Source organism: Algihabitans sp., assembly GCF_965226985.1.
Lineage (GTDB): Bacteria > Pseudomonadota > Alphaproteobacteria > Kiloniellales > DSM-21159 > Algihabitans.
In genome coordinates this window covers 2096628-2119975 of the sequence record NZ_OZ245712.1, presented here as the reverse complement: position 1 = coordinate 2119975, position 23348 = coordinate 2096628, and the positions used below count along the sequence as shown (strand labels likewise).

Annotated in this window: 16 protein-coding genes; 13 read left to right on the top strand and 3 right to left on the bottom strand. The window is 67.3% G+C overall.

The genetic code is table 11. From position 1 onward, the window contains the following. Positions 1–44 precede the first annotated feature (44 nt). The 7 genes from ACO054_RS09780 (at position 45) to fghA (ending at position 8371) form a co-directional block, all read left to right on the top strand. On the top strand, positions 45–1460 hold the full coding sequence (locus ACO054_RS09780) for a proton-conducting transporter membrane subunit (RefSeq protein ID WP_421710249.1): 1416 nt from the start codon (positions 45–47) through the stop codon (positions 1458–1460). Then, on the top strand, positions 1453–3867 hold the full coding sequence (locus tag ACO054_RS09775; protein WP_421710248.1) for a DUF2309 domain-containing protein: 2415 nt from the start codon (positions 1453–1455) through the stop codon (positions 3865–3867). The genes ACO054_RS09780 and ACO054_RS09775 overlap by 8 nt, the downstream gene beginning before the upstream one ends. Before the next feature lie 39 nt (positions 3868–3906). After that, positions 3907–4269 carry a DUF190 domain-containing protein gene (locus ACO054_RS09770; RefSeq protein WP_421710247.1) on the top strand — a complete coding sequence of 121 codons (363 nt, stop codon included), beginning with the start codon at positions 3907–3909 and terminating at the stop codon, positions 4267–4269. Positions 4270–4479: 210 nt separating this feature from the next. Further along, positions 4480–5466, top strand: a complete 987-nt coding sequence (locus ACO054_RS09765; RefSeq protein ID WP_421710246.1) for an NAD(P)/FAD-dependent oxidoreductase — start codon at positions 4480–4482, stop codon at positions 5464–5466. Further along, positions 5463–6233, top strand: a complete 771-nt coding sequence (locus ACO054_RS09760) for an SDR family NAD(P)-dependent oxidoreductase (protein WP_421710245.1) — start codon at positions 5463–5465, stop codon at positions 6231–6233. The genes ACO054_RS09765 and ACO054_RS09760 overlap by 4 nt, the downstream gene beginning before the upstream one ends. Before the next feature lie 121 nt (positions 6234–6354). Continuing rightward, positions 6355–7467: an S-(hydroxymethyl)glutathione dehydrogenase/class III alcohol dehydrogenase gene (locus tag ACO054_RS09755; RefSeq protein WP_421710244.1), complete on the top strand. Its 1113-nt coding sequence runs from the start codon at positions 6355–6357 to the stop codon at positions 7465–7467. A 58-nt stretch (positions 7468–7525) separates the two neighbouring features. Continuing rightward, on the top strand, positions 7526–8371 hold the full coding sequence (gene fghA / locus ACO054_RS09750; RefSeq protein ID WP_421710243.1) for an S-formylglutathione hydrolase: 846 nt from the start codon (positions 7526–7528) through the stop codon (positions 8369–8371). Between the two features lie 16 nt (positions 8372–8387). Here fghA and ACO054_RS09745 read toward each other — a convergent pair whose 3' ends face one another. Next, positions 8388–9566 carry an aromatic ring-hydroxylating oxygenase subunit alpha gene (locus ACO054_RS09745; RefSeq protein ID WP_421710242.1) on the bottom strand — a complete coding sequence of 393 codons (1179 nt, stop codon included), beginning with the start codon at positions 9564–9566 and terminating at the stop codon, positions 8388–8390. Between the two features lie 271 nt (positions 9567–9837). Here ACO054_RS09745 and ACO054_RS09740 point away from each other — a divergent pair, with 271 nt between their 5' ends. The 4 genes from ACO054_RS09740 to rimO all read left to right on the top strand — a co-directional run bounded on the left by ACO054_RS09740 (position 9838) and on the right by rimO (position 19270). Then, the gene (locus ACO054_RS09740) at positions 9838–11706 is read left to right on the top strand and encodes an autotransporter assembly complex protein TamA (protein WP_421710241.1); all 1869 of its coding nucleotides are present in this window, start codon (positions 9838–9840) and stop codon (positions 11704–11706) included. A 1-nt stretch (position 11707) separates the two neighbouring features. Further along, positions 11708–16093 (top strand): translocation/assembly module TamB domain-containing protein, encoded by a 4386-nt coding sequence (locus ACO054_RS09735; RefSeq protein ID WP_421710240.1) that lies wholly within the window; start codon positions 11708–11710, stop codon positions 16091–16093. A gap of 144 nt (positions 16094–16237) precedes the next feature. Then, entirely contained in the window at positions 16238–17773 is a 1536-nt protein-coding gene (cysS, locus tag ACO054_RS09730; protein WP_421710239.1) for a cysteine--tRNA ligase, read from the top strand. A 96-nt stretch (positions 17774–17869) separates the two neighbouring features. After that, positions 17870–19270 (top strand): 30S ribosomal protein S12 methylthiotransferase RimO, encoded by a 1401-nt coding sequence (gene rimO / locus ACO054_RS09725; RefSeq protein WP_421710238.1) that lies wholly within the window; start codon positions 17870–17872, stop codon positions 19268–19270. Positions 19271–19596: 326 nt separating this feature from the next. Here rimO and rpsL read toward each other — a convergent pair whose 3' ends face one another. Then, positions 19597–19968: a 30S ribosomal protein S12 gene (rpsL, locus tag ACO054_RS09720; RefSeq protein ID WP_421710237.1), complete on the bottom strand. Its 372-nt coding sequence runs from the start codon at positions 19966–19968 to the stop codon at positions 19597–19599. 101 nt (positions 19969–20069) lie between these two features. Between rpsL and ACO054_RS09715 the strand changes: the two genes are divergently transcribed. Beyond that, on the top strand, positions 20070–21197 hold the full coding sequence (locus ACO054_RS09715; RefSeq protein ID WP_421710236.1) for a DUF371 domain-containing protein: 1128 nt from the start codon (positions 20070–20072) through the stop codon (positions 21195–21197). A 12-nt stretch (positions 21198–21209) separates the two neighbouring features. Here the strand turns inward: ACO054_RS09715 and ACO054_RS09710 are convergent, their stop codons facing one another. Further along, on the bottom strand, positions 21210–21857 hold the full coding sequence (locus ACO054_RS09710) for a class I SAM-dependent methyltransferase (protein WP_421710235.1): 648 nt from the start codon (positions 21855–21857) through the stop codon (positions 21210–21212). A gap of 109 nt (positions 21858–21966) precedes the next feature. Between ACO054_RS09710 and ACO054_RS09705 the strand changes: the two genes are divergently transcribed. After that, entirely contained in the window at positions 21967–23220 is a 1254-nt protein-coding gene (locus tag ACO054_RS09705; RefSeq protein WP_421710234.1) for a Zn-dependent hydrolase, read from the top strand. The last annotated feature ends 128 nt before the right edge of the window (positions 23221–23348 follow it).

Genomic DNA, 23348 nt, shown 5'->3' with positions numbered 1-23348 from the left:
GGCTCGGCCCGCCATTGATTGCAGGTCAGGTGGGTAGGTCGTCCATGGGTCAAGCGCTGACGTATCTCGTGTGGCTGCTGTTTGCTTGCAGTCTGCTGGCGGCAATGGGTCTCTGGGTCTCGGACGGCGCGGCTTGGACGGCGGGCCCTCTGAGGATCGATGCGCTGACGCTCTTTCTGGCCGTCGCGGTGACCTTCGTTAGCGGCATCGTGCATGCCTTTTCTCTGCGATACATGAACGGCGACCGACGGATCGCCGCCTTCTTCCTCCGTCTGATGGCCCTGACCCTGGTCGTGCTGCTGCTGATTGCCGCCGACCATCTGCTGGTCTTTCTGCTGGCTTGGGCGGTCATGGGCCTGCTGCTGGCCGATCTGATCGGTCATGTCCGGGCTTGGCCGCAGGCACGGGCGGCGGCACGTCTCTGCCGCTTGTGGTTTCTGGGCGGTGCGGCCGCCCTGGCCACGGGCTTTGCGATCCTGGCGATCGCCACCGGGGAGACCTCGATTTTCGCTGTCGTGGCCGTCGCTCCGACGCTCTCCGGCCTGGTGCTGGCAGCGGCGTTGCTGCCGCTGCTGCTCGCCGCCGCGATCCAGTGCGGTCTCTTTCCCTTCCATGGTTGGCTGCTCTCCTCCATGACCGCGCCGACCCCGGTCTCCGCCTTCATGCATGCGGGACTGGTCAATGCCGGCGGGATCTTGCTGGCGCGCTTCGCGCCTGCCTTTACCGCGCAGGACGAGGTGCTCACCCTGGTCTTCCTGCTGGGCGCGGCCAGCGCCTTGGCGGGCAGTCTCTTTGCCCTGGTCCAGTCCGACGTGAAGCGCGGTCTGGCCGCCTCCACGGTCGCGCAGATGGGCTTCATGGTCATGCAGTGCGGTCTTGGCTTCTACGCCGCCGCTATGGCGCATCTGTTTCTGCACGGCCTCTTCAAGGCCAGCCTCTTCCTGGGTGCCGGCTCGGCGGTGCGCCGGGTGGCCCCGGAGAAGGGCAAGCCCGGACTCGACCTCGCCGGGCTCGCCATCGCACTGCCCGCCGCCCTGGTCGCCGGCCTGCTGTTCGCTTTCGTCAGCGGCAAGGCGCTCTGGCCGGCGGACTCCGGCCTGCTGCTGGTGGTCTTCGCGGTGCTGGCGGCCGCTCAGGCTGCGCTCTCGCTCAAGGCCTGGAGCCATCTCTCCGTCGCCGCCCGCTTGGTCGCCTTGCCGCTGCTGCTCGGCCTGGCGGCTCTCGTCTACGGTGCGACCGTCGCGCTGGCTGAGGTCCTACTGGCCGGCGTGCCCGGCACCACGGCACCGCGTCCTCTCGGTGGCCTTGAGGTCGTCGTGGCCCTTGTTTTCGCCGCCGGCTGGATCTGCTTCGGTGCGGGCCTGCATCGCAAGAGCGGCTGGCTCTACACGCGCCTCCTGAGCGCCGCCCAGCCCTCCTCCGCCACCGTGACTGCCCGTCGGGAGGCCTATCGTGCCTGATCAAGCAAGGCTTCTCGCCCAACTCGAAAACGCCGCCGCCAGCATTACGCCTTACTGGCCGCTGCAGAGCTTCATCGCGGCCAACCCCATCCAGGGCCTTGAAAGCCTGTCCTTCGAGCAGGCGGTCGAACTCGGCACGGATCTCTTCGGCGGGCGTGGCTATCCGACCGCCGCAGCGATCCGTCAGGCCCTGGCCGACGGCCGCATCGACCGAGGCATACTGCAGGAGGTCGCCGAGCGTCACGAGCGGCCGGATCTGCTGCGAGATGGACCGGCCGAGGCGCCGAAAGGGTCGCCGGAGAGGGCAGCGGCAGCGGTTGAGCCGGAGGGGTCAACGGCCCAGGTCAACCGCGCGCTGATCAAGTGGCTCGCGGCTTTTCTTGAGGAAGGGCAGGCGGGCTGGCCGATGCCCGGGCGGGACCGGGGCTTCTGGCGGGCATGGCGGGCTCTGGCCGTCTATGATCGCGACCTTCCGGAGCGAACCCGGATCGCCGCTCTGCCCGACGACTCGCTGGCCGCCCTCGCTGCGATGATGGCCGAGGTGCCCGAGAGCGAGCGGGAAGCGCACGTCACCGCGCAGCTGGCCGCGCTGCCCGGCTGGTCCGGTTACGTCAAGTGGCGGTCCGGCCAGCGCGGACATCCCTGGCAGAAGGCCGCACCGATTACGCTGGTCGACTATCTGGCCGTGCGCCTGGCGCTCTCGTCCCAATACGGGGATCTCAAGCCAGCCTCGGCCGCGAACGAAACCTTGGTGCCCGACGGTGCGGTCTGGCTGGAAGCTTGGGAGGAGAGCTACCGTCGTCCCTTGCTCGCGCGCTTGCGGGAGGTCGCCCGGACCAGGGCGCCCTCCGCTGGTCTACCCGCGGCGCAGCTTATCTTCTGTATCGACGTTCGCTCCGAGGTCTTCCGCCGTCACCTGGAGCGAAGCGGGCCCTATGAAACGCTCGGCTTTGCCGGCTTCTTCGGCCTGCCGATCGCGCATCAGGCCTTTGGCGAGGCGACGGCCGTCGCCTCCTGCCCGGTGTTGCTTGAGCCGAAGCATCTCGTTCAGGACCGGCCGGTTGCTGGATGCGAGCATCACGCCGAGCGGCATCTCCAGGGTCTTGCCCAACTGCGCGGCGCCAAGAGCTTGATCTCTCAACTCAAAGACGGCATCGCCACGCCCTTCGCCTTCGTCGAGACGGTCGGCGGCCTGTTCGGGTTGGCGATGGCGGGACGCACGCTGCTGCCGCGGCGCTTCGCGGCTCTGCTGGCCCGTCTTCGCCGCCGGATCAGTCCAGACGCTCAACTGGCGCCGCAGATCGCGCTCTCCGCCTGCGGTCCACGTGAGGAGGACCTGTCCGGCTTCAGCGACGCGGAGCGGGTCTTCTATGCTGAGGCCTCGCTCAACATCATGGGCTTGACCCGGGACTTCGCGCCGCTGGTCCTGCTCTGCGGCCACGGCGGTCAGACTGTCAACAATCCCTTCGCCGCCGGCCTCGACTGCGGCGCTTGCGGCGGCAATCACGGCGGGCCCAACGCCCGCGTCATGGCCGCCATTCTGAACGACCCTCTGGTTCGGCGCGGGCTGTCCGAGCGCGGGATCCAGGTGCCGGAGGCGACGCTGTTCCTCGCCGCAGAACACAACACGACAACCGACGAGATGGTGCTGTTCGATCCCGAGGCGGGGCGGGCGGCCCACCCGGATCTCTTCGCCGCCCTGCTCGGCGATCTGGCGCGGGCGCGGAAGGCGGCAGCGGCCGAACGTTGTCGGCAGCTACCGGGCGCGAGGGGCGATAGTCTCTTGGCGGTGGGCGCGCGCGCGACAGATTGGGCGCAGGTGCGGCCGGAGTGGGGCCTGGCGCGCAACGCCGCCTTCATCGTGGGACATCGCGCCTTGACCCGCCCGCTCGACCTGCAGGGGCGCAGCTTCCTGCATTCCTACGACTGGCAGAACGATGCCGAGGGGCAGGCGCTGGAGGTGATCCTGACGGCGCCCATGGTCGTGGCCGAATGGATCAACACCCAGTACTACTTCTCCACCGTCGACAACGTCGCCTACGGTGCCGGGTCGAAGGTCACCCACAACGTGGTCGGTACCTTCGGCGTGATGCAGGGCAACGCCAGCGACCTCATGACCGGGCTGCCTGCGCAGTCCGTGATGGCCGCGGATGACCAGACCTATCACGAGCCCCTGCGCCTGATGACGGTTGTCGAGGCGCCTTTGGCGCGGGTCGAAGCGGTGGTCCGACGGAACGATATCCTGCAGACTCTCTTCGGCAACGGCTGGGTTTCCCTTGCGGTTCTGGATCCGGAAACCGGGCTGCTGTCTCGTCGCGACCGCAGCGGGACCTGGGCGGAGGTCTCCGACAGGGCCGCAACTGGCAGCTCGCCGAAGATCGCGGACTCGGCACCGCAAGTCGCCTAACGTTTCCCATCCGCGCAACGCAGAACAAAGACGGACGCCATGACCATCGAAAACACCGATCCCGATCTGGTCTTCCACCCGCTCAAGAAGATCGAGATCATCGTCAAGGGCGACAAGAAGCAGTTCGTTGCCGATCTGCTCGACCGCGCCGGGGCCAAGGGCTACACCCTGGTGCGCGATGTCGCGGGCATGGGCGAGCACGGTTTCCACGAGGGCCGGCTGCTGTTCAACGATCAGGCCAGCCTGGTCATGTTTATGGCCGTTGCCAGCGACGACACCATCCGCCGCGTCGCGGCTGGTCTGAAGCCGCTGTTTGAGAAGAATACCGGCGTGATGTTCATCTCGGACGCCAAGGTCGTGCGGCTCGAGCACTTCCTCAAGAAGGAACAGGCACAGGGCTGACCTTGTCCTTTTGTCGCCTCTTGCCGTCTTGCGGACTGGCCGGCGCGCGCTCCGGCCATATCTCCGCTGCATGATCGATGTCAGCGGCAGCCACTCTCCAGACGTCCCGGTGCCTGACCTTTCCTCTGCGGCCGCGGCGTTGATCGCCGTCCGATCTTCACGAAAAATAGGTCGGCAGCCGTTGCTATCGTCGAGAAGGTGGTCCAGCGCATGACTCTCTCCGTCGCGGTTGTCGGCGCGGGCCTTGCCGGCCTGATCTCTGCGCGGCATTTGGCCGCCGCCGGGGCCACGGTAACCGTTTTCGAGAAAAGCCGAGGGCTGGGCGGGCGCCTTGCCACGCGGCGGGCCGAAGGTGATCTCGGCTTCGACCACGGCGCGCAGTACGTCATCGCGCGTTCGGATGCCTTTCGGGCCGTGTTGAAGGAGCTTGAGCAAGCGGGGAGTGTGACGGCGTGGCAGCCTCGGGACCTCGCCCCCAAGGCGGGAGCGGCCGATGACACCTGGTGGGTCGGCACGCCTGGTATGACGGCGCTCTTTCGCCCGCTCGCCGAAGGACTCGATGTTCGGCGCGCGACTCGCGTCGTTTCCGTGACGGAGGGGCCCGAGGACATCGAGCTTGGTCTGGAGGAGGGCCAGTCGGTCGGCCCCTTCGACCGGCTGGTGCTGGCGATCCCGCCGCGCCAGGCTGCCGACCTTCTGGCCGGCCGTCCGGAGACCAACCTCCTTTCCGCCGTTCAGATCGCCCCCTGCTGGTCGGTCATGCTGGCTTTCGAGAGGCCCCTTGAGGTCGCTTTCGACGTCTGGCGAAGCAGCGAAGCCGGCCCGCTTGCCTGGGTGGCCCGAAACGCCTCCAAGCCGGGACGGGACCCAGATGTAGACACCTGGGTGCTGCACGGCGCGCCGGATTGGTCGACGGCGCAGCTGGAGCGCGAGCCCTCCGAGGTTCTTCTGGAGCTGATGGCCGCCTTCGCCGATCTGGCCGATCCCCAGCCGCTGCCGCCGACGCGCTACGCGGCGGCGCATCGCTGGCGCTACGCCCGGACCGTGATGCCCTTGGGTCGCCTCTTCCTGGATGCGGGACGCATCCTTGTCGGCGGTGACTGGTGTCTTGGCGCTCGCGTCGAAGCGGCCTACGACAGCGGCCTCGCAATGGCTGAGGCTATCCTGGAGCAGGCAGGACTGGAGGCGCGGTCATGACACTTTCCGAGACGGACGGAGGCCTCGGCAGCTACGGCCAGGATCTTGAGGTCGCCGTGTTCGGAGCGACCGGTGGCATCGGGGCCGCCTTTGTGGCGGCCCTGGCGTCCGACCCGGCCGTGGCGCGGGTTCACGCTCTGTCGCGCCAGCCGCCGCCCGCGCTGCCGGGCAAGGCCGTCTGGCAGGCTTGTGACTTGACCGAGGAGTGGAGTGTCGAAGCGGCGGCCCGGGAGGTCGGGTCGGCGACGGGCGCGCTGCAACTCGTGCTGGTCGCCGTCGGCGTTCTGCAGGACGAGAAGCTGGGCGTGTCGCCGGAAAAGACCTGGCGCCATCTGGACCCGCAGGCCATGGCCGAGGTCTATCGCATCAACACCGTGGCACCGGCCCTGGCCGCGAAGCACTTCCTGCCGCTGCTGGACCGTGACCGGCGCGCCGCCTTCGCGGCCCTGTCGGCGCGGGTCGGCTCGATCGAAGACAACCGCTACGGCGGCTGGCACAGCTACCGGGCCTCGAAAGCGGCCCTGAACCAGCTGCTGCGGACCTTCGCCATCGAGTTGGCGCGGCGCAATCCGACGGCCTTCTGTGTCGGTCTGCATCCGGGCACGGTCGATACCGGTTTGTCGAAACCCTTCCAACGGAACGTGCCGGACGGCCAGCTTTTCTCGCCGGATTTCTCGGCGGCGAAACTGCTGGCGGTGCTGGATGGTCTCAAGGACGGCGACAGCGGCGGCCTCTTCGCCTGGGACGGGGCACGCATTCCCTACTGACCCTCTTTTCGGGCATCGACGCGGCGCTCATCTGACGGCACACTCCCCGCCAAGCCATACCGAGGCGAGGCCGGCCCACCGGCCTTTGCCGAAACACTGGTATCGAGGGAGATCGAAGTCCGTGAAGACCGTTGCCGCCGTGGCCTACGAGGCCGGCAAGCCGTTGCAGATCGAAGAGGTCGACCTGGAGGGACCGCGCGCCGGCGAGGTGCTGGTCGAGATCAAGGCCACCGGCGTCTGCCATACCGACGCCTATACCCTGTCCGGAGCCGATCCCGAAGGCGCCTTCCCGACCATCCTGGGTCACGAGGGCGCCGGCATCGTGCAGGAGGTGGGACCTGGCGTCACGTCGTTGAAGCCCGGCGACCATGTGATCCCGCTCTACACCCCGGAATGCCGCGAGTGCGACTACTGCCTCAACCCCAAGACCAATCTCTGCCAGAAGATCCGCTCCACCCAGGGGCAGGGCGTGATGCCTGACGGCACCAGCCGCTTCTCCAAGGATGGCAAGCCTCTCCTGCACTACATGGGCTGCTCGACCTTCGCGAATCATACGGTGCTGCCGGAGATTTCGCTTGCCAAGATCCGCTCCGACGCGCCCTTCGACAAGGTCTGCTACATCGGCTGCGGTGTGACCACCGGCATCGGCGCGGTGATCTTCACGGCCAAGGTGGAGGCGGGCGCCAACGTCGTGGTCTTCGGCCTGGGCGGTATCGGTCTCAACGTCATCCAGGGCGCCAAGCTGGTCGGCGCGAACATGATCGTCGGCGTCGACGTCAATCCGGCCAAGCAGGAGATCGCCCGCAAGTTCGGCATGACCCACTTCGTCAATCCGAAGGAGGTCGAGGGCGATCTGGTGGGGCATCTGGTCGAACTGACCGGCGGCGGGGCCGACTACAGCTTCGAGTGCATCGGCAACGTCGAGCTGATGCGTCAGGCGCTGGAGTGCTGCCACAAGGGCTGGGGCGAGTCGATCATCATCGGCGTCGCTGGGGCCGGGCAGGAGATCGCGACGCGGCCCTTCCAGCTGGTCACCGGACGCATCTGGAAAGGTACGGCCTTCGGCGGCGCGCGGGGACGCACCGACGTGCCCCGGATCGTCGACTGGTACATGGACAACAAGATCAACATCGACGATCTCATCACCCATGTGCTGCCGCACGCCGAGATCAACGAGGCCTTCGATCTGATGCACCGTGGCGAGTCGATCCGCAGCGTACTGACCTACAGCTGATACGAAGCTGACGCCTGAGACGATTGCGCTCTAAAAAAGAAACGGGAGATCTGCGGCGATGGCAGTGACGCTGCGCAGCGAGCATGCCTGCTTCGGCGGGACGGTGGGGTTCTACAGTCACGAGTCGGCCGAGACGGCAACGGAGATGAACTTCTCGGTGTTTCTCCCGCCGCAGGCACGCTCCGGAAAGGTTCCGACCTTGACCTATCTGGCCGGCCTCACCTGCACCGAAGAGACCTTCATGATCAAGGCGGGCGCCCAGCGTCTCGCGGCCGACTACGGTCTCATGCTGGTCTGTCCGGACACCTCGCCGCGCGGGGTTGCGCCGCCCGATCGCGACGGCGACTGGGACTTCGGCTCCGGTGCCGGCTTCTACGTCGATGCGACGGTCGCGCCCTGGGCGCGGCACTTCCGCATGTACAGCTACGTGACTCAGGAACTGCCGGCTCTCATCGCGGCCGAGTTTCCGGCCGATCCCGCGCGCAGTTCAATCTTCGGGCATTCCATGGGCGGGCACGGTGCGTTGATCTGCGCCCTCAGGAATCCCGGAGTCTACCGATCCGTCTCCGCCTTCGCGCCGATTGCCGCGCCCCTACGCTGTCCCTGGGGCGAGAAGGCCTTCACCGGATATCTAGGCGAGGATCGCGGGGCCTGGTCGGCCTACGACGCCAGCGAACTGGTGAAACAGGCCGCGGAGCGTCTGCCGCTGCTGATCGACCAGGGTGAGGCGGACCAGTTTCTTGCGGAGCAGCTCAACCCCGACGTCTTCGAGGCCGCTTGCAGGGAGGCCGGCCATCCCCTGGACCTGCGGCGGCACCCTGGCTACGACCACGGCTACTACTTCATCGCCACCTTCATGGCGGACCACTTGGCCCACCATGCCAAGGCTCTGGATTTAAGCTAGAGAAATAGAGTTCGTTTCAGGCCGTCGACCCAGCGGAGACGGTCTGCGGTTCGCGCGGCTCCGCGAGCCGCTCGGCCACCATGCGCTGGAACGCCTGGCTGGTCCTTTCGAAAACGGGTGAGAAGACCGCCCCGGTCATGGCCGGCGAGGCGCAGCCGCGATGCAGACGGCTGACGATGTCCATGTCCTCGCGGTTGACGTCGGCAAAGATCTTGTGCATCGCCGCTCTTGCCTCCGCGTAGCGCGGCGCCAGGGACTCTTCGCCGACGCTGAATAGGTAGAGGCGTTCGCGCGTCTCGTTGGGCCCATTGGGCGTCAGCACGTAGGCGAAGAGGGAGTCGCAATGCAGGCCGAGCAGCACGTTGGGGAAGAGCGCGGGGTACTCGCCGCGCTGAAGCAGGGCGTCTGGGAGGTTCGGGAAAGTCGGCAGCGGTCCATGCGGGCGAGGCGGCGTCACCTTGCGGCTGCCGACGCCGACGAAGCGCTCGCCGAACAGCTCGAAGGAATGGTCGATACCTGAGAAGCCGTTCAGGGCGGGATGTACCCAGGGTAGGTGATAGCGTTCGACGAAGTTCTCGATGGCCAGCTTCCAGTTCGCGGGCAGCACGAAGTCCTCGGCGCTCGCGAAACGAAGCAACGAGAAGTCGTAGGCGGACCAGCGCTCGGCCAGCGGAGCTAGCTCCTCGTCCAGCGAGGGCGCGAGCGGGTCCAGGTTGACGAAGACCAGCCGGGCCCAGGTGGCGCAACGGACCGGCTTCAAGCCGTGCAGCGAGCGGTCCAGGCTCGGCGAGTCGTGGACGCCGTGACCGCAGATATGCGGCGTCTTCTTGAGCGTTCCGTCCAGCCCGTAGGTCCAGGCATGGTAGGGGCAGGCGATGACCTTGCGACGCCCCGGATCGCTGACCAGCAGCGCACCGCGATGGCTGCAGATATTGTGGAAGCAGCGAAGGTAGCCGCCTTGATCGCGAACCAGGAACAGGGGCCGTCCGGCGACCTCGATCGGCAGCACATCGCCGATGCGCGGCAGATCGTCCTCGGCGCCGACGCAGACCCAGGAACTCGCGAAGACCCTTTCCTGTTCAAGCCTGTAGAGCTCCGGGTCGCCGAACATCCAGCCCGGCAGGCCGCGAGCGCGCTCGACCGGCGCGGAAAGCCCTTCCAGGGCGTTGATGAGGCTGTCCTGGCAGACTGGCATGCCTGGTTCTCCCGCAAGCTGGACAGTTGGGCGTTTAGGCCGCTCAAGTGACAAGATTGCGGGCGAGTGGCTTGAGGGCCTTGACCTCAGGCGACTTTTTCGACGATGGCAGCGACGTTCTATGGTGTTTTTCTCAGCAGACTGCTGGTGTTTAAATCCCCCGCCGAGCGACCGCAGATTTGTTGGTTTTCAGGCGTCAGTCCCGTACGGTCGCGCCATGTGTCTTTGGGGCTGGGTTGCAGGGGGCGGTCGTCGTCGTCGCGCGGATTGCGTGGCGGCGCTGCTTTTCTTGGCGTTCGGCTTTATCCTGGTTGGTACCGCACCGGCGGTTTCGGCGGCCGATACGGATCCCAGGCCCGAGCTCGGCAGTCAGCGCGAGGAGCCGGATGAGCCGGAACGCACGGGCGTCGACTATCGCTTCACACTGGTCGGCGACCTCTCGACGGAACTGCGCGCGCTCTTCGATGAAGTCTCACAACTCAAGGCGCTGCGCGAGCGGCCGCCGGCCACTCCGGCCGCCTTGCGTGGGCGCGTCGCTGACGAAACGACTCGCTTGGAAGCGGCGCTGAAGTCCGAGGGGTACTACGCCGCCACACTTTCGACAGAGATAGACACCGACAGCAGTCCGGCCGAGGTAACGATTACGGTGGAGCCAGGTCCGCAATTCACCCTAGCGGATTACGCCGTCGTCTATCGTCCCTCCGAACCCTCGCCGCCGGACTCTTCGAGAGCGGACGACCGGCGTGCCATTCCGCGCGGTCCGGCGGATCTCGATCTGCAGGTCGGCATGCCGGCAAGGGCCGCACCGCTGCAGGCTGCCGAGAGTCGGTTACTAAGGGTACTGCCGCGCGCCGGTTATCCCTACGCCGCGATCGCCGAGACCCAGTACCGAGCCGACCACGCCAGTAGCGAACTGACCGCGCGCGTGGTGGTCGAGCCCGGCCCCCGGGTCTTTCTCGGTCCCCTTGCCATCGAAGGGCTGGATGAGGTGGAGGAGTCCTACATCCGCAAACTTGCCGACTGGCCGGAGGGCGCCCTCTGGGACAGCGGGATCCTGGTTGCCCTGCGCAACCGCGTTGCCGCCACGGACCTCTTCGAAAGTGTGCTGCTCGACTATCCTGACGTCGTCCCGGCAACCGACGGTGCGGTGCCGGTCACCTTGGAGCTCAGGGAACGCCCGCATCGGACCATCGGCGTCGGCGCGGCCGTGACGTCGGGCGAGGAGATTGCGCGCGCAAAGCTCAGTTGGGAGCATCGCAACTTCTTGGGCAACGGCGAGTCCCTGCGGCTGGAGGCGCTCGGCTCCTTCCTGCGGCAGGAAGCCCGCGCGACCTTCCGGCGGCCGGCCTTTCTGCGACTGAATCAGGCGCTGGTCGCTCGATCGTCGTTTCGACGCGAGGAAAGCGATGCCTTCGACGAAACCACGGCGGCCGCCTCCCTGGGCGTTGAGCGGTCGATCGGCGAGAACTGGACGGTGGCGCTCGACACCGCCATCGAGTTCAGCGAGCAGACCGACAGTTTCGGCACCGACCGCTTCACGCTGGTCGGGCTGCCGGGCAGCGTGATCTACGATACCCGCGACGATCTGCTGGACCCGACCCGAGGCGTGCATGTGACTTTCGGTGCCGCGCCCTGGGTCAGCATCGGAGAGCGCGAAAGCCAGTTCCTGGTCGGGGAGACCAGCGCCGCCACCTATTGGAGTCCCTTCGAGAGCAACTGGGTCACCTTCGCGGGGCGCGCGCGTCTCGGAGCGCTTTTCCTGGAGGAGACCTCAACCGTGCCGGCCAGCCGTCGCTTCTTCTCCGGCGGCGGCGGTTCGGTGCGCGGCTACGAGTTCCGCGCCATCGGTCCCCAGGACGAAGACGGCGACCCGGAAGGCGGCCGGTCGGTCGCGGAGATCGGGATCGAGGCGCGGCTGCGTCTGACCGACACCATCGGCATCGTCCCCTTCCTGGACGGCGGACAGGTCTTCGAGGATACCTTGCCGGACGGCGAGTTCGATTGGCAGTGGGCGGCGGGTCTCGGTCTTCGCTACGACCTGGGCATCGGGCCGTTGCGGCTCGATGTGGCGGTCCCTCTGAATCCACGGAACAACGACGACGCTTTCGAGTTCTATCTCTCCATCGGACAGGCTTTCTGAGATGGCGGAGAACGACTTGAGGGCCGGCCCGCGGCTCGCGCCCGACCGGCCGCCGAAGGGTCGGAGACGCTGGTTATGGCGCGGTCTGGCGGCTCTGGTCCTTCTGCCGGTGGCGCTGCTTGCCCTGGCCCTGGCCGCCTTGCAGACGGGCCCGGGTCGCGACTTCGCGGTCGGGCTCGCCGAAGGCGCTCTGCCCGGGCTGGAAATCGGGAGCCTGGAGGGACTGCCGCCCTTCGAGACCGTCTTGTCCGATGTGACCTTGTCGGACGAGCAGGGGACCTGGTTGTCGTTGGATCGCGGCCGCCTCGCCTGGGATCCCTGGGCGCTGTTCGGCGGGGTCTTGGCCGCCGAGGCGCTGGAACTGGGACGTCTGGACCTGGTCCGCACGCCGCTGGCGGAGGCGGAGGAGCCGCCGCCGGAGACTGCGGGGGAACTGCTGCTGCCGCAGCCGCCGCCTATCGGGCTTCGCCTGGAGCGGCTGGCGGTCGAGCGGCTCGTACTGGGCGAGGCGCTCTTGGGCGAGCGTCTCGAGCTTGCCGTCGAGGGCCAAGTCGCGGCCGGAGACAGGCAGCGCCTGGAGTCTCGCCTGCAGGTCCGGCGTCTCGACGGCGAGGGCCGGATCCAGGCCAGCGCGGTCTACTTGCCGCCAAGTGGGCGCCTGGAAGCGGAGGTCGAGGCCACGGCGCCGGCCGGCGGCTCGGCGACCCGTCTGCTCGGCCTGCCGGGGCAGCCTCCCTTATCCGTTCGGTTGAGCGGAGCCGGGCCTCTGGAGACCTGGCGCGGCGACTGGTCGGTGGAGGCCGGCGATATCGCCAGCGCGTCCGGCCTGCTGCAGATCGAGGGCCTGGAGCCGCCGCGCCTCCGCCTGACGGGACAAGCCGACCTCGCCGCGCTGCTGCCGCCGGATCTGAGTGCTCTTCTGGACCCTCGGCTCGACTTCGCCCTGGTGGGCAGCAGCGGCGACTCGCTCTCGCTGGAGATCGAGCGCCTGGAGACCGCTGCCGCGTCGATCGAGGGCTTCGCCGATCTCGTCCTGGAGAGCGAAGAGCTGTCGGCGCAGATCGAGCTCGCGCTCAAGGATCCGACCGGCCTGGCCAGTCTCACGGCGCCGGCCCGTTTTTCCGGCGGCCATCTGTCGGCGGTCGCTAGCGGCTCTCTCTCGGCGCCCGAGCTGCTGCTGTCGCTCGACCTGGAGGGTCTGGAGGCGGCCGGTTTCGCCAGCGAGCGGCTGCGCCTGACCGGTCAGGCGGCCGGACCGCTGCCCGCGCCCTTCAGCCTGGAGCTGGAGGCGGCCGAGCTGTCCGGACCGCCCGGCCTGGCCGAGGCGCTCGGCGACCGCCTGATCCTGCAGGCGCGGGGGCAGGCGTCGCAGACGACCATCGAACTGGAAGCTCTCACCGCGACAACGCCAGCGGCCTCCCTGGCCGGCGACGGTGCGCTCGATATCTCCGACTCCACAGCCGACCTTGCCTTGGCGTTAAGCTACGGTGATCTCGCCCGCTTGGCGCCGCTTGCCGGCCTGGACCTCGCGGGGGCCTGGCAGGGCGACGCCTACCTCTCCCTCGCCGAAGGCGGCGCTCTCTCGGTGGTCTTGAGCGGTCGGGCCGAGGCGCTGCAGCTCGGACTGCCGGAGGCTGAGGTTCTGCTCGGGCCGACCCCGACAGTCTGGACCGAGGCGGAACTGGGACCCGAGGGTGCGCTGACCCTGCAGAGTCTGAGTCTCGACGGCGCGGCCGTGTCGCTGGCGGGCGAGGGCCGCAGCGTGGCGCAAGGCCAGGATCTCTCCGCGAGCCTGACGGCGCGTCTCGGCGACCTCAGCCGTCTGCAGGCCGCCGGGCTGCCCTTGGAGGGACAGTTGCGCCTCGACCTCTCTGCGGCCGGCAGCCTCGACCGCCCGGAGTTGACCCTGGAGGCGAGCGCACCTCAGCTGGTCTTCGACGGACGCGAGCTACGTGACCTCAACTTGACCGGACGAACGACCGGATTGCCGCCGGAGCTGATCGGACGGCTGGATCTGGAGGTGGCAACTCCGGCGGGCTTGGTGACGCTCGGCAGCGCTGTCGCGGTCGAGGGCGAACGCCTGCGGCTGGACGACCTTCGGCTCTCCAGGGGTGGCGACAGTCTGGGCGGACGCGTGACCATGCCCCTGGCCGGCCCTCTGGCCGAAGGCCGTCTCGCGCTGCGGATTGCCGATCTCGCCGCCTATGGAGCGCTGCTGCCCGAGCTGAGCGGCGGACGTATCGAGGGCGAGCTCGATCTGACCTCCCGGGACGGCGATCAGGCGGCGGAGCTGGATCTGCGGCTGCGCGGTCTCGGTCTCGGTGATGGGCTGGGTCTCGGCACGGCTCGGGTCACGGCCTCGCTCGACCGCCTACTGGGTGGGCCGATCGTACGCGCCGCCGCGCGGCTGGGCGATTTGCGCGCCGGCGATGTGACCTTGAGCGCGGTTACGCTGGAGACGGACGGCAGTCTTGCCGATCTCGCGCTTGCCCTGCAGGCCGACGGCACAATGGCCGGGCCGCAGCCGCGCCCCTTGGCGCTGGCTCTGGAGGGACGGGCGGGCCTGGAGGGGCCGCAGCAGCTCGATATCGGGCGCCTGGAGGCGCGCTACCGCGATCTGGAAATGCGCTTGCGCCAACCTGCTACACTGACCTTCGGCGCTGAGCAGCTAGCGGTCGAAGGTCTGCGTCTCGGTTTCAACGAAGGCGAACTGGATCTGGACGCCGAGATCGCGAACGGACGGATCGACGCGCGACTGGTGACGCGTGACTTGCCTCTCTCGCTCGCTGAGGCTGCCGGAACGGAGCTACCGCTGGAGGGACTGTTGCAAGGCGAGGCGGCGGTGAGCGGTAGCCTTCCGCGTCCGGAGGGGCGCTTCAGGTTCCGCACCGAGGGTTTGCGTTTCGCGGATCGTGTGGCGGCCGAGACGCCGCCCCTGGCCCTGGAACTGGATGGGCTGCTGACCCGAGGCCGTTTGAACGCGACGGCGCAGCTTTCCGGTTTCGCGGAGGAATCCCTGCGGGCGCAGGCCGAGCTGCCGCTGCTGATCAGCGATGCGCCGCTCGGTGTGGCCTTTCCGCAAGACGAAGCGGTTTCGGCTTCGGTCCGCTGGTTCGGCAGGCTGGCGCCGGTCGTCGGACTTCTGCCGGTCGACGTCGTGCGCATCGAGGGCCAGGGCGAGCTCGATATGACTCTCCGGGGCACTCTGGGCAATCCCCAGGCCAGCGGTGCCTTGACGATCACCGATGGGCTCTACGAGAACTTCACCCTCGGCACGCTCCTGCAGCCCTTCAACCTCAGCGTCGAAGGGGAGGGCAGCCGCCTGGTCCTGCGCGAGTTCGCCGCAAGGGACGGCAACGGCGGCAGCTTGCGCGCCACCGGCTGGCTCGATCTGGCCGGCGAGGTGCCGCGGTTCGAGGTGGAGGCGGAGAGCAGCGCGGCGCGACTGGTCCGCCGAGACGACTTGAGCGCCGAGATCGGGTCCAGTCTCTCGCTGTCCGGCGATCTCGACTCGGCGGCTTTGACCGGCCGGATCGAACCGCAGCGGATCGACGTGAGTTTGGCGGGCGACCTGCCCCCCAGCGTTGCGACCCTTGAGGTCGAGGAGATCAACACGGGCCGGCCCCAACCGCCGGAGGAAGAGGGGCAGGCGGCAGCCGATCCCGGACTCGCTTTCCTGGCGCTCGATGTCGGCATCGAGATTCCCAATCGGCTGTTCGTGCGGGGTCGGGGGCTGGACTCGGAATGGGAGGGGCGTTTCCGCCTGACCGGTACGGCGGCTGCGCCGGAGTTGCGCGGCGACCTTCGGCCGGTTCGGGGCTTCTTCGATCTCGCCGGCCGGCGCTTCGAGCTCGAACGGGGGAGCATCAGCTTCGCAGGCGGTGCCGATCTGGACCCGCAGCTCGACCTGACGACGGCCTACCGCGCCGACGGCTTCACCGGCCGGATCTCGGTCACGGGACCGGCTTCGGCGCCGAACCTCTCGCTGTCCAGCGAGCCCGAGTATCCGACCGACGAGATCCTGGCGCGAATACTCTTCGGTGAGGGAACGGCCCGGCTGTCGGCGGCTCAGGCGGTGCAGGTGGCTCAGGCCGCGGCGACGCTGACGGGCGGCGGCGGTGGCGGCCTTCTGGATGTCGCGCGCCAGACCCTGGGCGTAGATGTGCTGACCCTCGCACCGGGCGCCAGCGAGGACGAGCTCGGTCAGCTCGAGGCCGGACGCTATCTGGCCGACGACATCTTCGTCGGTGTCCGTCAGGGCGCGACGCCCGGCAGTTCCAGCGCCGTCGTCGAGTGGGAGGTGACCCCGAACCTGACGCTGGAGAGCGAGGTCGGCGGCGCCACGCGCGACAGCAATCTCGGCTTCAGCTGGGAATGGGACTACTGACCGCATTCCGGTTTTCCGGCTGGTTTTCCGGTTGGACTTTGCTGGCGGATTGGTTAGCTAGCAAGCTGTCGAGGGATGGCGGTACCCGTCAGCCTCTCTTCACCAGTCCGCAGGTGCACTGCCTACCGAGGAACCGACAGCCGTATGACCGCCCGCCCGTTGCAGCTTTTCAACAGTTTGACCCGCGAGCTCGAAGCCTTCGAGCCGCTCGACCCGAGCAACGTGCGCATCTACTCCTGCGGTCCGACGGTCTACAACTACGCGCATCTCGGCAATCTGCGGGCCTACGTCTTCGTCGACACCTTGCGGCGCTCCCTGATGTGGAAGGGCTACGGCCTGACCCACGTGATGAACATCACCGACGTGGGGCACCTGACCTCCGACGCCGACGAGGGCGAGGACAAGATGGAGCGGGCAGCCGAGCGCGAGCGCAAGACCGTCTGGGACATCGCCGCTCACTACACCGAAGCCTTCGAGCGGGATCTCACGCGGCTCAACGTCCTGGAGCCTTCGATCTGGTGCAAGGCGACCGATCACATTCAGGAGATGATCGACTTCACCCGCGATATCGAGCAGGGCGGCTACACCTACGCCCTGGAGGACGGTCTCTACTTCGATACCGCGAAGGTGCCCGACTACGGCTACCTGGGCCGCCTCGACCTGGCGGGGCTGGAGGAAGGCAAGAGGGTGTCCGGGCCGGACGGCAAGCGGCATCCAAGCGACTTCGCCGTCTGGCGGCGCTCGCCGGAGGACGCCCAGCGGCTGATGGAGTGGCACTCGCCCTGGGGCGTCGGTGCGCCGGGCTGGCATCTCGAATGCTCCGTCATGTCGATGAAATATCTGGGTCGGCAGTTCGACATCCATACCGGCGGCGTCGACCACCGGCAGGTGCATCACTGCAACGAAATCGCCCAGAACCAGGCCTTCTGCCGCAGTGAGGCGACCGGTGCCCGCTACTGGATGCACAACGAGTTCCTAGTGGTGCGCGACCGCAAGATGGCGAAGTCCGAAGGCGGTTTTCTGACGCTCTCGACCGTGCTGGACAACGGTATCCATCCGCTGGCCTACCGGCTCTTCACGCTGACCGCCGCCTATCGCTCGCAGCTGGAGTTCTCCTGGGATGCCCTGGTGGCCGCCCGGGCGCAGCTCCGCCGTCTGCTGCTGCGCATCGCCGAGCTGAAGGCCAAGGCCGGATCGACGGAGTGGCTAGGGACGCTCGCCGAAGCCAAGTACTCCAAGGGTGCGTCGCTGAGCTATCTGCGTGCGGAGATCGAGGGACCGCTGAGCAAGGCCGCCCAGAGCTGGATCGACAAGCTCGATGCGGCCGTTAGCGACGACTTGGCGACGCCCAGGGCGCTGGCCGATCTGGGGGAACTGGTCGAGACCAAGCAGCTTGCGCCTGAGGACCGCCTGCGGCTCGTTGCCAGCTACGACATGGTTCTCGGTCTCGAACTGCTGACTCTCGAGGCCTCGGAGCTATCGGTCAGGCCGAAGGCGGCGGCAATCGGAGAGGCGGAGATCGAGGCCGCCATCGCGGAGCGGCTGGAGGCGCGCAAGGCGAAGGACTTCGCGGCGGCCGACGCGCTTCGCGACGCCCTGCTGGCCAAGGGTGTTGCCCTGATGGACGGACCGGAAGGGACGACCTGGGCCTGGGAACCTCTTATAACCGAGCAGGCCTGACGCCAAACCGGCCGGCCGCCGGGCGCTTGAAACCCCGTGGACTGGCGCCCATAACTCCCGCCACGCCTGCGTGAATCCTTAAAGAGCCTGCCTTCCATGACCAGCCAGACGGCCGACCGTGTAACCCCCAGCTTTACCGAGCCTCGCGACTCGGTGGCACCGCTTGGACGGGACGCCGGCAAGGTCGGCTTCATCTCTCTAGGCTGCGGTAAGGCGTTGGTGGATTCCGAGCGGATTCTGACCCGCCTGCGGGCCGAGGGCTACGAGATCGTGGCCGACGTTCCCGGCGCCGATCTGGTCGTGGTCAATACCTGCGGCTTTCTGACCTCCGCCAAGGAGGAGTCCCTGGGCGCCATCGGCCAGGCGGTTTCGGAGAACGGCCGTGTCGTGGTCACTGGCTGCCTGGGCGTCGAGCCGGAGCGGATCATGGCAGCGCATCCGGAGGTGCTCGCCATCACCGGGCCGCAGCAGTACGAGCAGGTGGTCTCTGCCGTGCGCGAGGCCCTGCCGCTGAAGCAGGATGCCTTCACCTCGCTGGTTCCGCCCTCCGCCGTACAGCTCACGCCGCGCCACTACGCCTATCTGAAGATTTCCGAGGGCTGCAACAACCGCTGCAGCTTCTGCATCATTCCCTCGATCCGCGGCGATCTGGTCAGCCGACCGGTCGACGAGGTGCTGAGCGAGGCCGAGCGGTTGGTGCGCACCGGCGTGCGCGAGCTGCTGGTGGTCAGTCAGGACACCTCCGCCTACGGGCTCGACACCAAGTACGACCCTCGCAGTTGGCACGGGGTGGACTATCGGACAAGGATCAAGGATCTCTGCGAGGGGCTGGGCCGTATCAGCGAGCTGGGCGCTTGGGTGCGGCTCCACTACGTCTATCCCTATCCCCACGTCGACCAGCTCATCCCGCTGATGGCGGAGGGCAAGATCCTGCCCTACCTGGACATTCCCTTTCAGCACGCCAGCCCGAACGTCCTGAAGACCATGCGCCGCCCGGCCAATCAGGAGAAGGTGCTGGACCGGATCAAGGGCTGGCGGCAGGTCTGTCCCGACATCGCCATCCGCTCCACCTTCATCGTCGGCTTTCCCGGTGAAACCGACGACGACTTCGAGTTCCTTCTGGACTGGTTGGAGGAAGCGGAGATCGAGCGGGTCGGCTGTTTTCGCTACGAGCCGGTCGAAGGCGCCCGCGCGAACGATTTGCCGGGGGCGGTGCCGGAAGAAGTCAAACAGCAGCGCTACGAACGGCTGATGCTGGCGCAGCAGGAAATCTCGACCCGCGCCTTGGCCAAACGGGTCGGTCGCACCACTCGGCTGATCGTCGACGAGGTGGACGAGGAGGGGGCCATCGGCCGAACCGAGTGGGACGCCCCGCAGGTCGACGGCATCACCTTTCTGCAGGGTGAGACGGACCTGAAGCCCGGCGACATCGTACCGGTTCGCATCGACCACGCCGACGAGTATGACTTCTGGGCAACGCGCTTGCCGATGGATTGAGCGCAGTGCGGCGCCAGTTTCTCGCCAGCCCGCCTAGAGCGCGATCGTTTTTGACGGAAGCGACTTCGCTTCCGTCAAAAACGATCGCGCTCTAAACCTTATGATTAGAGTAGGATTCACGCCTTAGGTGGGATCGCCAGAACGATTTCACCTAAGGCGATCCTGCTCTAGAAATCCCGAACTTGCGATTCATCTGTTGGAGGCGGTCGAAACGCGTTTCCGCCTCGACAGATCGTGAAGAAAACGTACAAAAAACACTGCGCCGGCGGTGAGGCCGGCGCAGTGTCGGAAACTCTCTTCGGCGACGCCTGTCGCCGGGATCGCGCTTACTTCGGGCGCGTGGCGCCGTAGCGGGAGCGCTTCTGCTTGCGGTCCTTGACGCCCTGGGTGTCCAGCGCACCTCGCACGACGCGGAAATAGACACCGGGCAGGTCGTTCGGACCGCCGCCCTGCACCAGCACCACAGAGTGCTCCTGCAGGTTATGGCCCTCGCCGGGAATGTAGGCGGTGATTTCGTGGCCGTTGGTCATGCGCACGCGCGCGACCTTGCGCAGCGCCGAGTTCGGCTTACGCGGCGTCACGGTGTAGACGCGCGTGCAGACGCCGCGAAGCTGCGGATTATTTTCCAGGCCGAGGCTGCGGTCTCCGCTGGCCTTGTCCTTGCGCGGCTTGCGGATCAGCTGATTAATCGTGGGCATGAGTGCTCTATGGCTGACATGTTTCGAGAGAGCGCGCCATGTAGCCGATCCAGGGCGGCAGATCAAGTGCGGCCACGGCTTTTTCTCGGTAGTCTGCGGCTATGCAAGCACCTTTCGGCCTTAGCCTGACTGCCAGCGGACATTCCAACGTCAAGGCGAGCCATTCCAAGACTCTGGAATTCGTTTCCGAAGCGGATCTGACCCCGCGCGGCACCTGCGTGCTCGGGGTTGCCCTGCAGGGCGATCTGGACGCTCTGGCCCGGCTGCGCGGCGCCGCGACCATCTCCTTGGATTGTCAGGGCGTCACGGAGCAACTGAGGGCAACCCTAAATCCGGCCTGGCTGCCTGGTGAACCGCTGATCCTGCGTCGCCGGCAACAACCGTTGGCGCGGCGGACGTTCGGCTTCGCGGCGGACAAGGGGGCGGCCGATCTGGACCGGGCTTTCGTTGCCGCGCTGGCCAATCCGAAGGCGCGGCTCGATATCGGGATTCAGCCTTTGGGCGCGGAGTTACCGTCGGGCGCGCTCTTCCTCGCCCGGCCGGAGGGGCGGGAGGATGCGCGTTTGACCGCCGCGCGGGCCCTGGCCGATCTGCATCTGTCGGAAAGTCTGGGCGGGCTGGAGGCCGAAATCTCGGCCGGCGGTCGTGTGCTTCTGGAGAGCGGCGATCCCGCGCTCCAGGCTGAGGCTGTGCGGTCGGTGGCGGAGCTTGGAGGACAGACCACCCTGGTCGGCGGCTGGTCCGCTGCCGAAGGGGCGCGGGCCCTGTCCGGTCTTGCCGCTATCAACTGGAGCCATCTGATGCGCTGGCCGAACGGGCGGCCGGCGCGACGCGACCTCTTGGCACGCCTCGCCGACTCCGGCGCCGGTCTGCTGCTGCCCTTGCCTGCCGGGCAAGGCGAGGGGCTGCTTCCTCTGCTGGTGAAGGCCCTGGGCGACCGCTCGGCGGCGCTCGTCACGGCGCCGAACCGTCCGCAGGAAGAGCTGCGACGCGGTGACATGGTGGTTCTGGCGGACACCTCTCTGCCGCGGGAGGAGACCTGGCTGGTTGTGGCGGAGAGTAACGTGCTGGGAGATGCCAGTGTGCTGGACCCCAAGCTCGCGCTGCTCGCCAAGCGTCTGCAGGCTGCGGGCGTCGCCACCAAGACCCTCGCCACTGCTCTGGCGGAGACCCAGCAGCTGTCCAAGCGGGATGTCTTCAATGCTCTCGTGCAAGATCAAAAAGACTAGGTAATTATCTGATTAAGATGATTTAATCGCGGTAATCTCCAGCGTTTTTCGTCGGCTTCCCACGACCAGCCGACGGCCCCAGGAGGTGCGTTCCGGCAGGGCGCCGAGATGCAGCTCTATGCCGTCGATCTCCAGGCCGGCGGCGCGATAGGTCGGCCGGAGCCGCTGTTCCGCCAGCTCCGCGTCCAGCTCGCAGAGGCCCAGGCGGTCTCGTTGATCCGGATCCTCGAAGGGCGCCAGGTTGATCAGCAGGGCGATCCGGGCCCCAGGTCTGGCGCAGGCGGCAATGCCCGCCAGGACCTCCGGCTGCGGCTGGGTGACGGCCTTCAGGAGCGAACCCCAGGGATAGTTGACCGTGATGAGGTCGCAGCGCCCCGTCAGTTCCGCCGGCAGGTCTTCAGCCCTTGCAACGATGTAGAGAGCGTTGGCGGCTCCGCCCTTGGCGGGTTTGGCTCTGGCCCGGCGCGCACTCTCGGCCATGGCATCGGCCACGGCGTCCAGTCCGATACAGAGCCTGTCCGGTTCAGCACGGGCCTGACGCAGCACGAAGGCACCGTCGCCGGTTCCCAGGTCCAGCGTCACCTGCGCGAAGCGGGCAGCCAACTCGGCGAAAGCCTCGGGCGAGAGGTCGCGCTGCTTTTTGCCTTCGACACTGCGCATCGAACCCAAATCGTATGCAGACTGCTGGCCGGCTTGCGCCCCTTCGCACTAAAGTATGCCGGAAGGACAGTGGAGCCGGGACGACAGCAAGGAAGGGAACCGGGGAGTCATGGAGAAGAATCTGCGCGTCGATGGCAAGCGTCTTTGGGACAGCTTGATGGAAATGGCGCGGATCGGTGCGACGGAGAAGGGGGGCGTCTGCCGCCTGGCCCTGACCGACCTGGACCGCGAGAGCCGCGATCTCTTCGTGCGCTGGTGCGAGGAGGCAGGCTGTTCCGTCACAGTCGACGGAATCGGCAATATCTTCGCGCGCCGGCCCGGCCGCAACGGCGCCCTCAAGCCCGTCGTCACGGGTAGCCATCTGGACAGCCAGCCGACGGGCGGAAAGTTCGACGGCGTCTATGGCGTCCTGGCCGGACTTGAGGTCGTGCGAAGCTTGAACGATGCCGGCTACGAGACTGAAGCGCCTATCGAAGTTGCGGTTTGGACCAACGAGGAAGGCTCTCGCTTCGCGCCGGCGACTTTCGGATCGGGGGCCTTCGTCGGGGCCTTCGATCTGGAGAAGTGCCTGGAGACCAAGGACATCGACGGCAAGAGCGCGCGCGAGGAACTTGAACGGATCGGCTATCTCGGGCCGGAGCCGGTCGGCCGGCATCCGATCGGCGCCTACTTCGAGGCTCATATCGAGCAGGGCCCGATTCTGGAGGCAGAGGACAAGACCATCGGCGTGGTGACCGGCGGCCAAGGACAGCGCTGGTACGAGATCACCGTAACGGGGCAGGAGGCCCATGCGGGGCCGACCCCGATGGCCCGGCGTCGCAACGCCCTGGTCGGGGCCGCCCGCATGATCGAGTTGGTCAATCGGATCGGCTTCGATTTCCAACCCGACGCTTGCGCCACGGTCGGGATGATCCTGAACCGGCCGAACTCGCGCAACGTCATTCCCGGTCAAGTCTGGTTCACCGTCGACCTGCGCCATCCCGACGAGGCGCGTCTGGCCGGCATGAACGACGCCTTGCGGGAGGGCTGCCGGGAGATCGCGGCGGCCGCCGCTCTGGACTGGGAGATTGAGGAGATCTGGACGCTTCCGCCCACGCCCTTCGATTCGGCCTGTGTGGATGCCGTCGAACGTGGCGCGCAGGAGGCTGGCTACAGCTATCGGCGCATGGTGTCCGGTGCGGGCCACGACGCGCTCTATGTGTCCAGGGTGGCCCCCACCGGTATGATCTTCGTGCCCTGCGAGGACGGGATCAGCCACAACGAGATCGAGAACGCGGCGCCGGACGATCTGGAGGCCGGCTGCAACGTCCTGCTGGCCGCGATGCTGGAACGCGCCAACGTCACAGCCGACGAGGCCGGCTGACGAAACCCCTGTCGGGCTGGAGGCCGCTATCGCATATGCGTGACCGTTGGCGGGCGAGCGGTTACGGGCTTGCGGCAGCTTGCCGCGCCTGTGCTAGAACCCCCTTACAGAACCTAAGCTTCACCAGT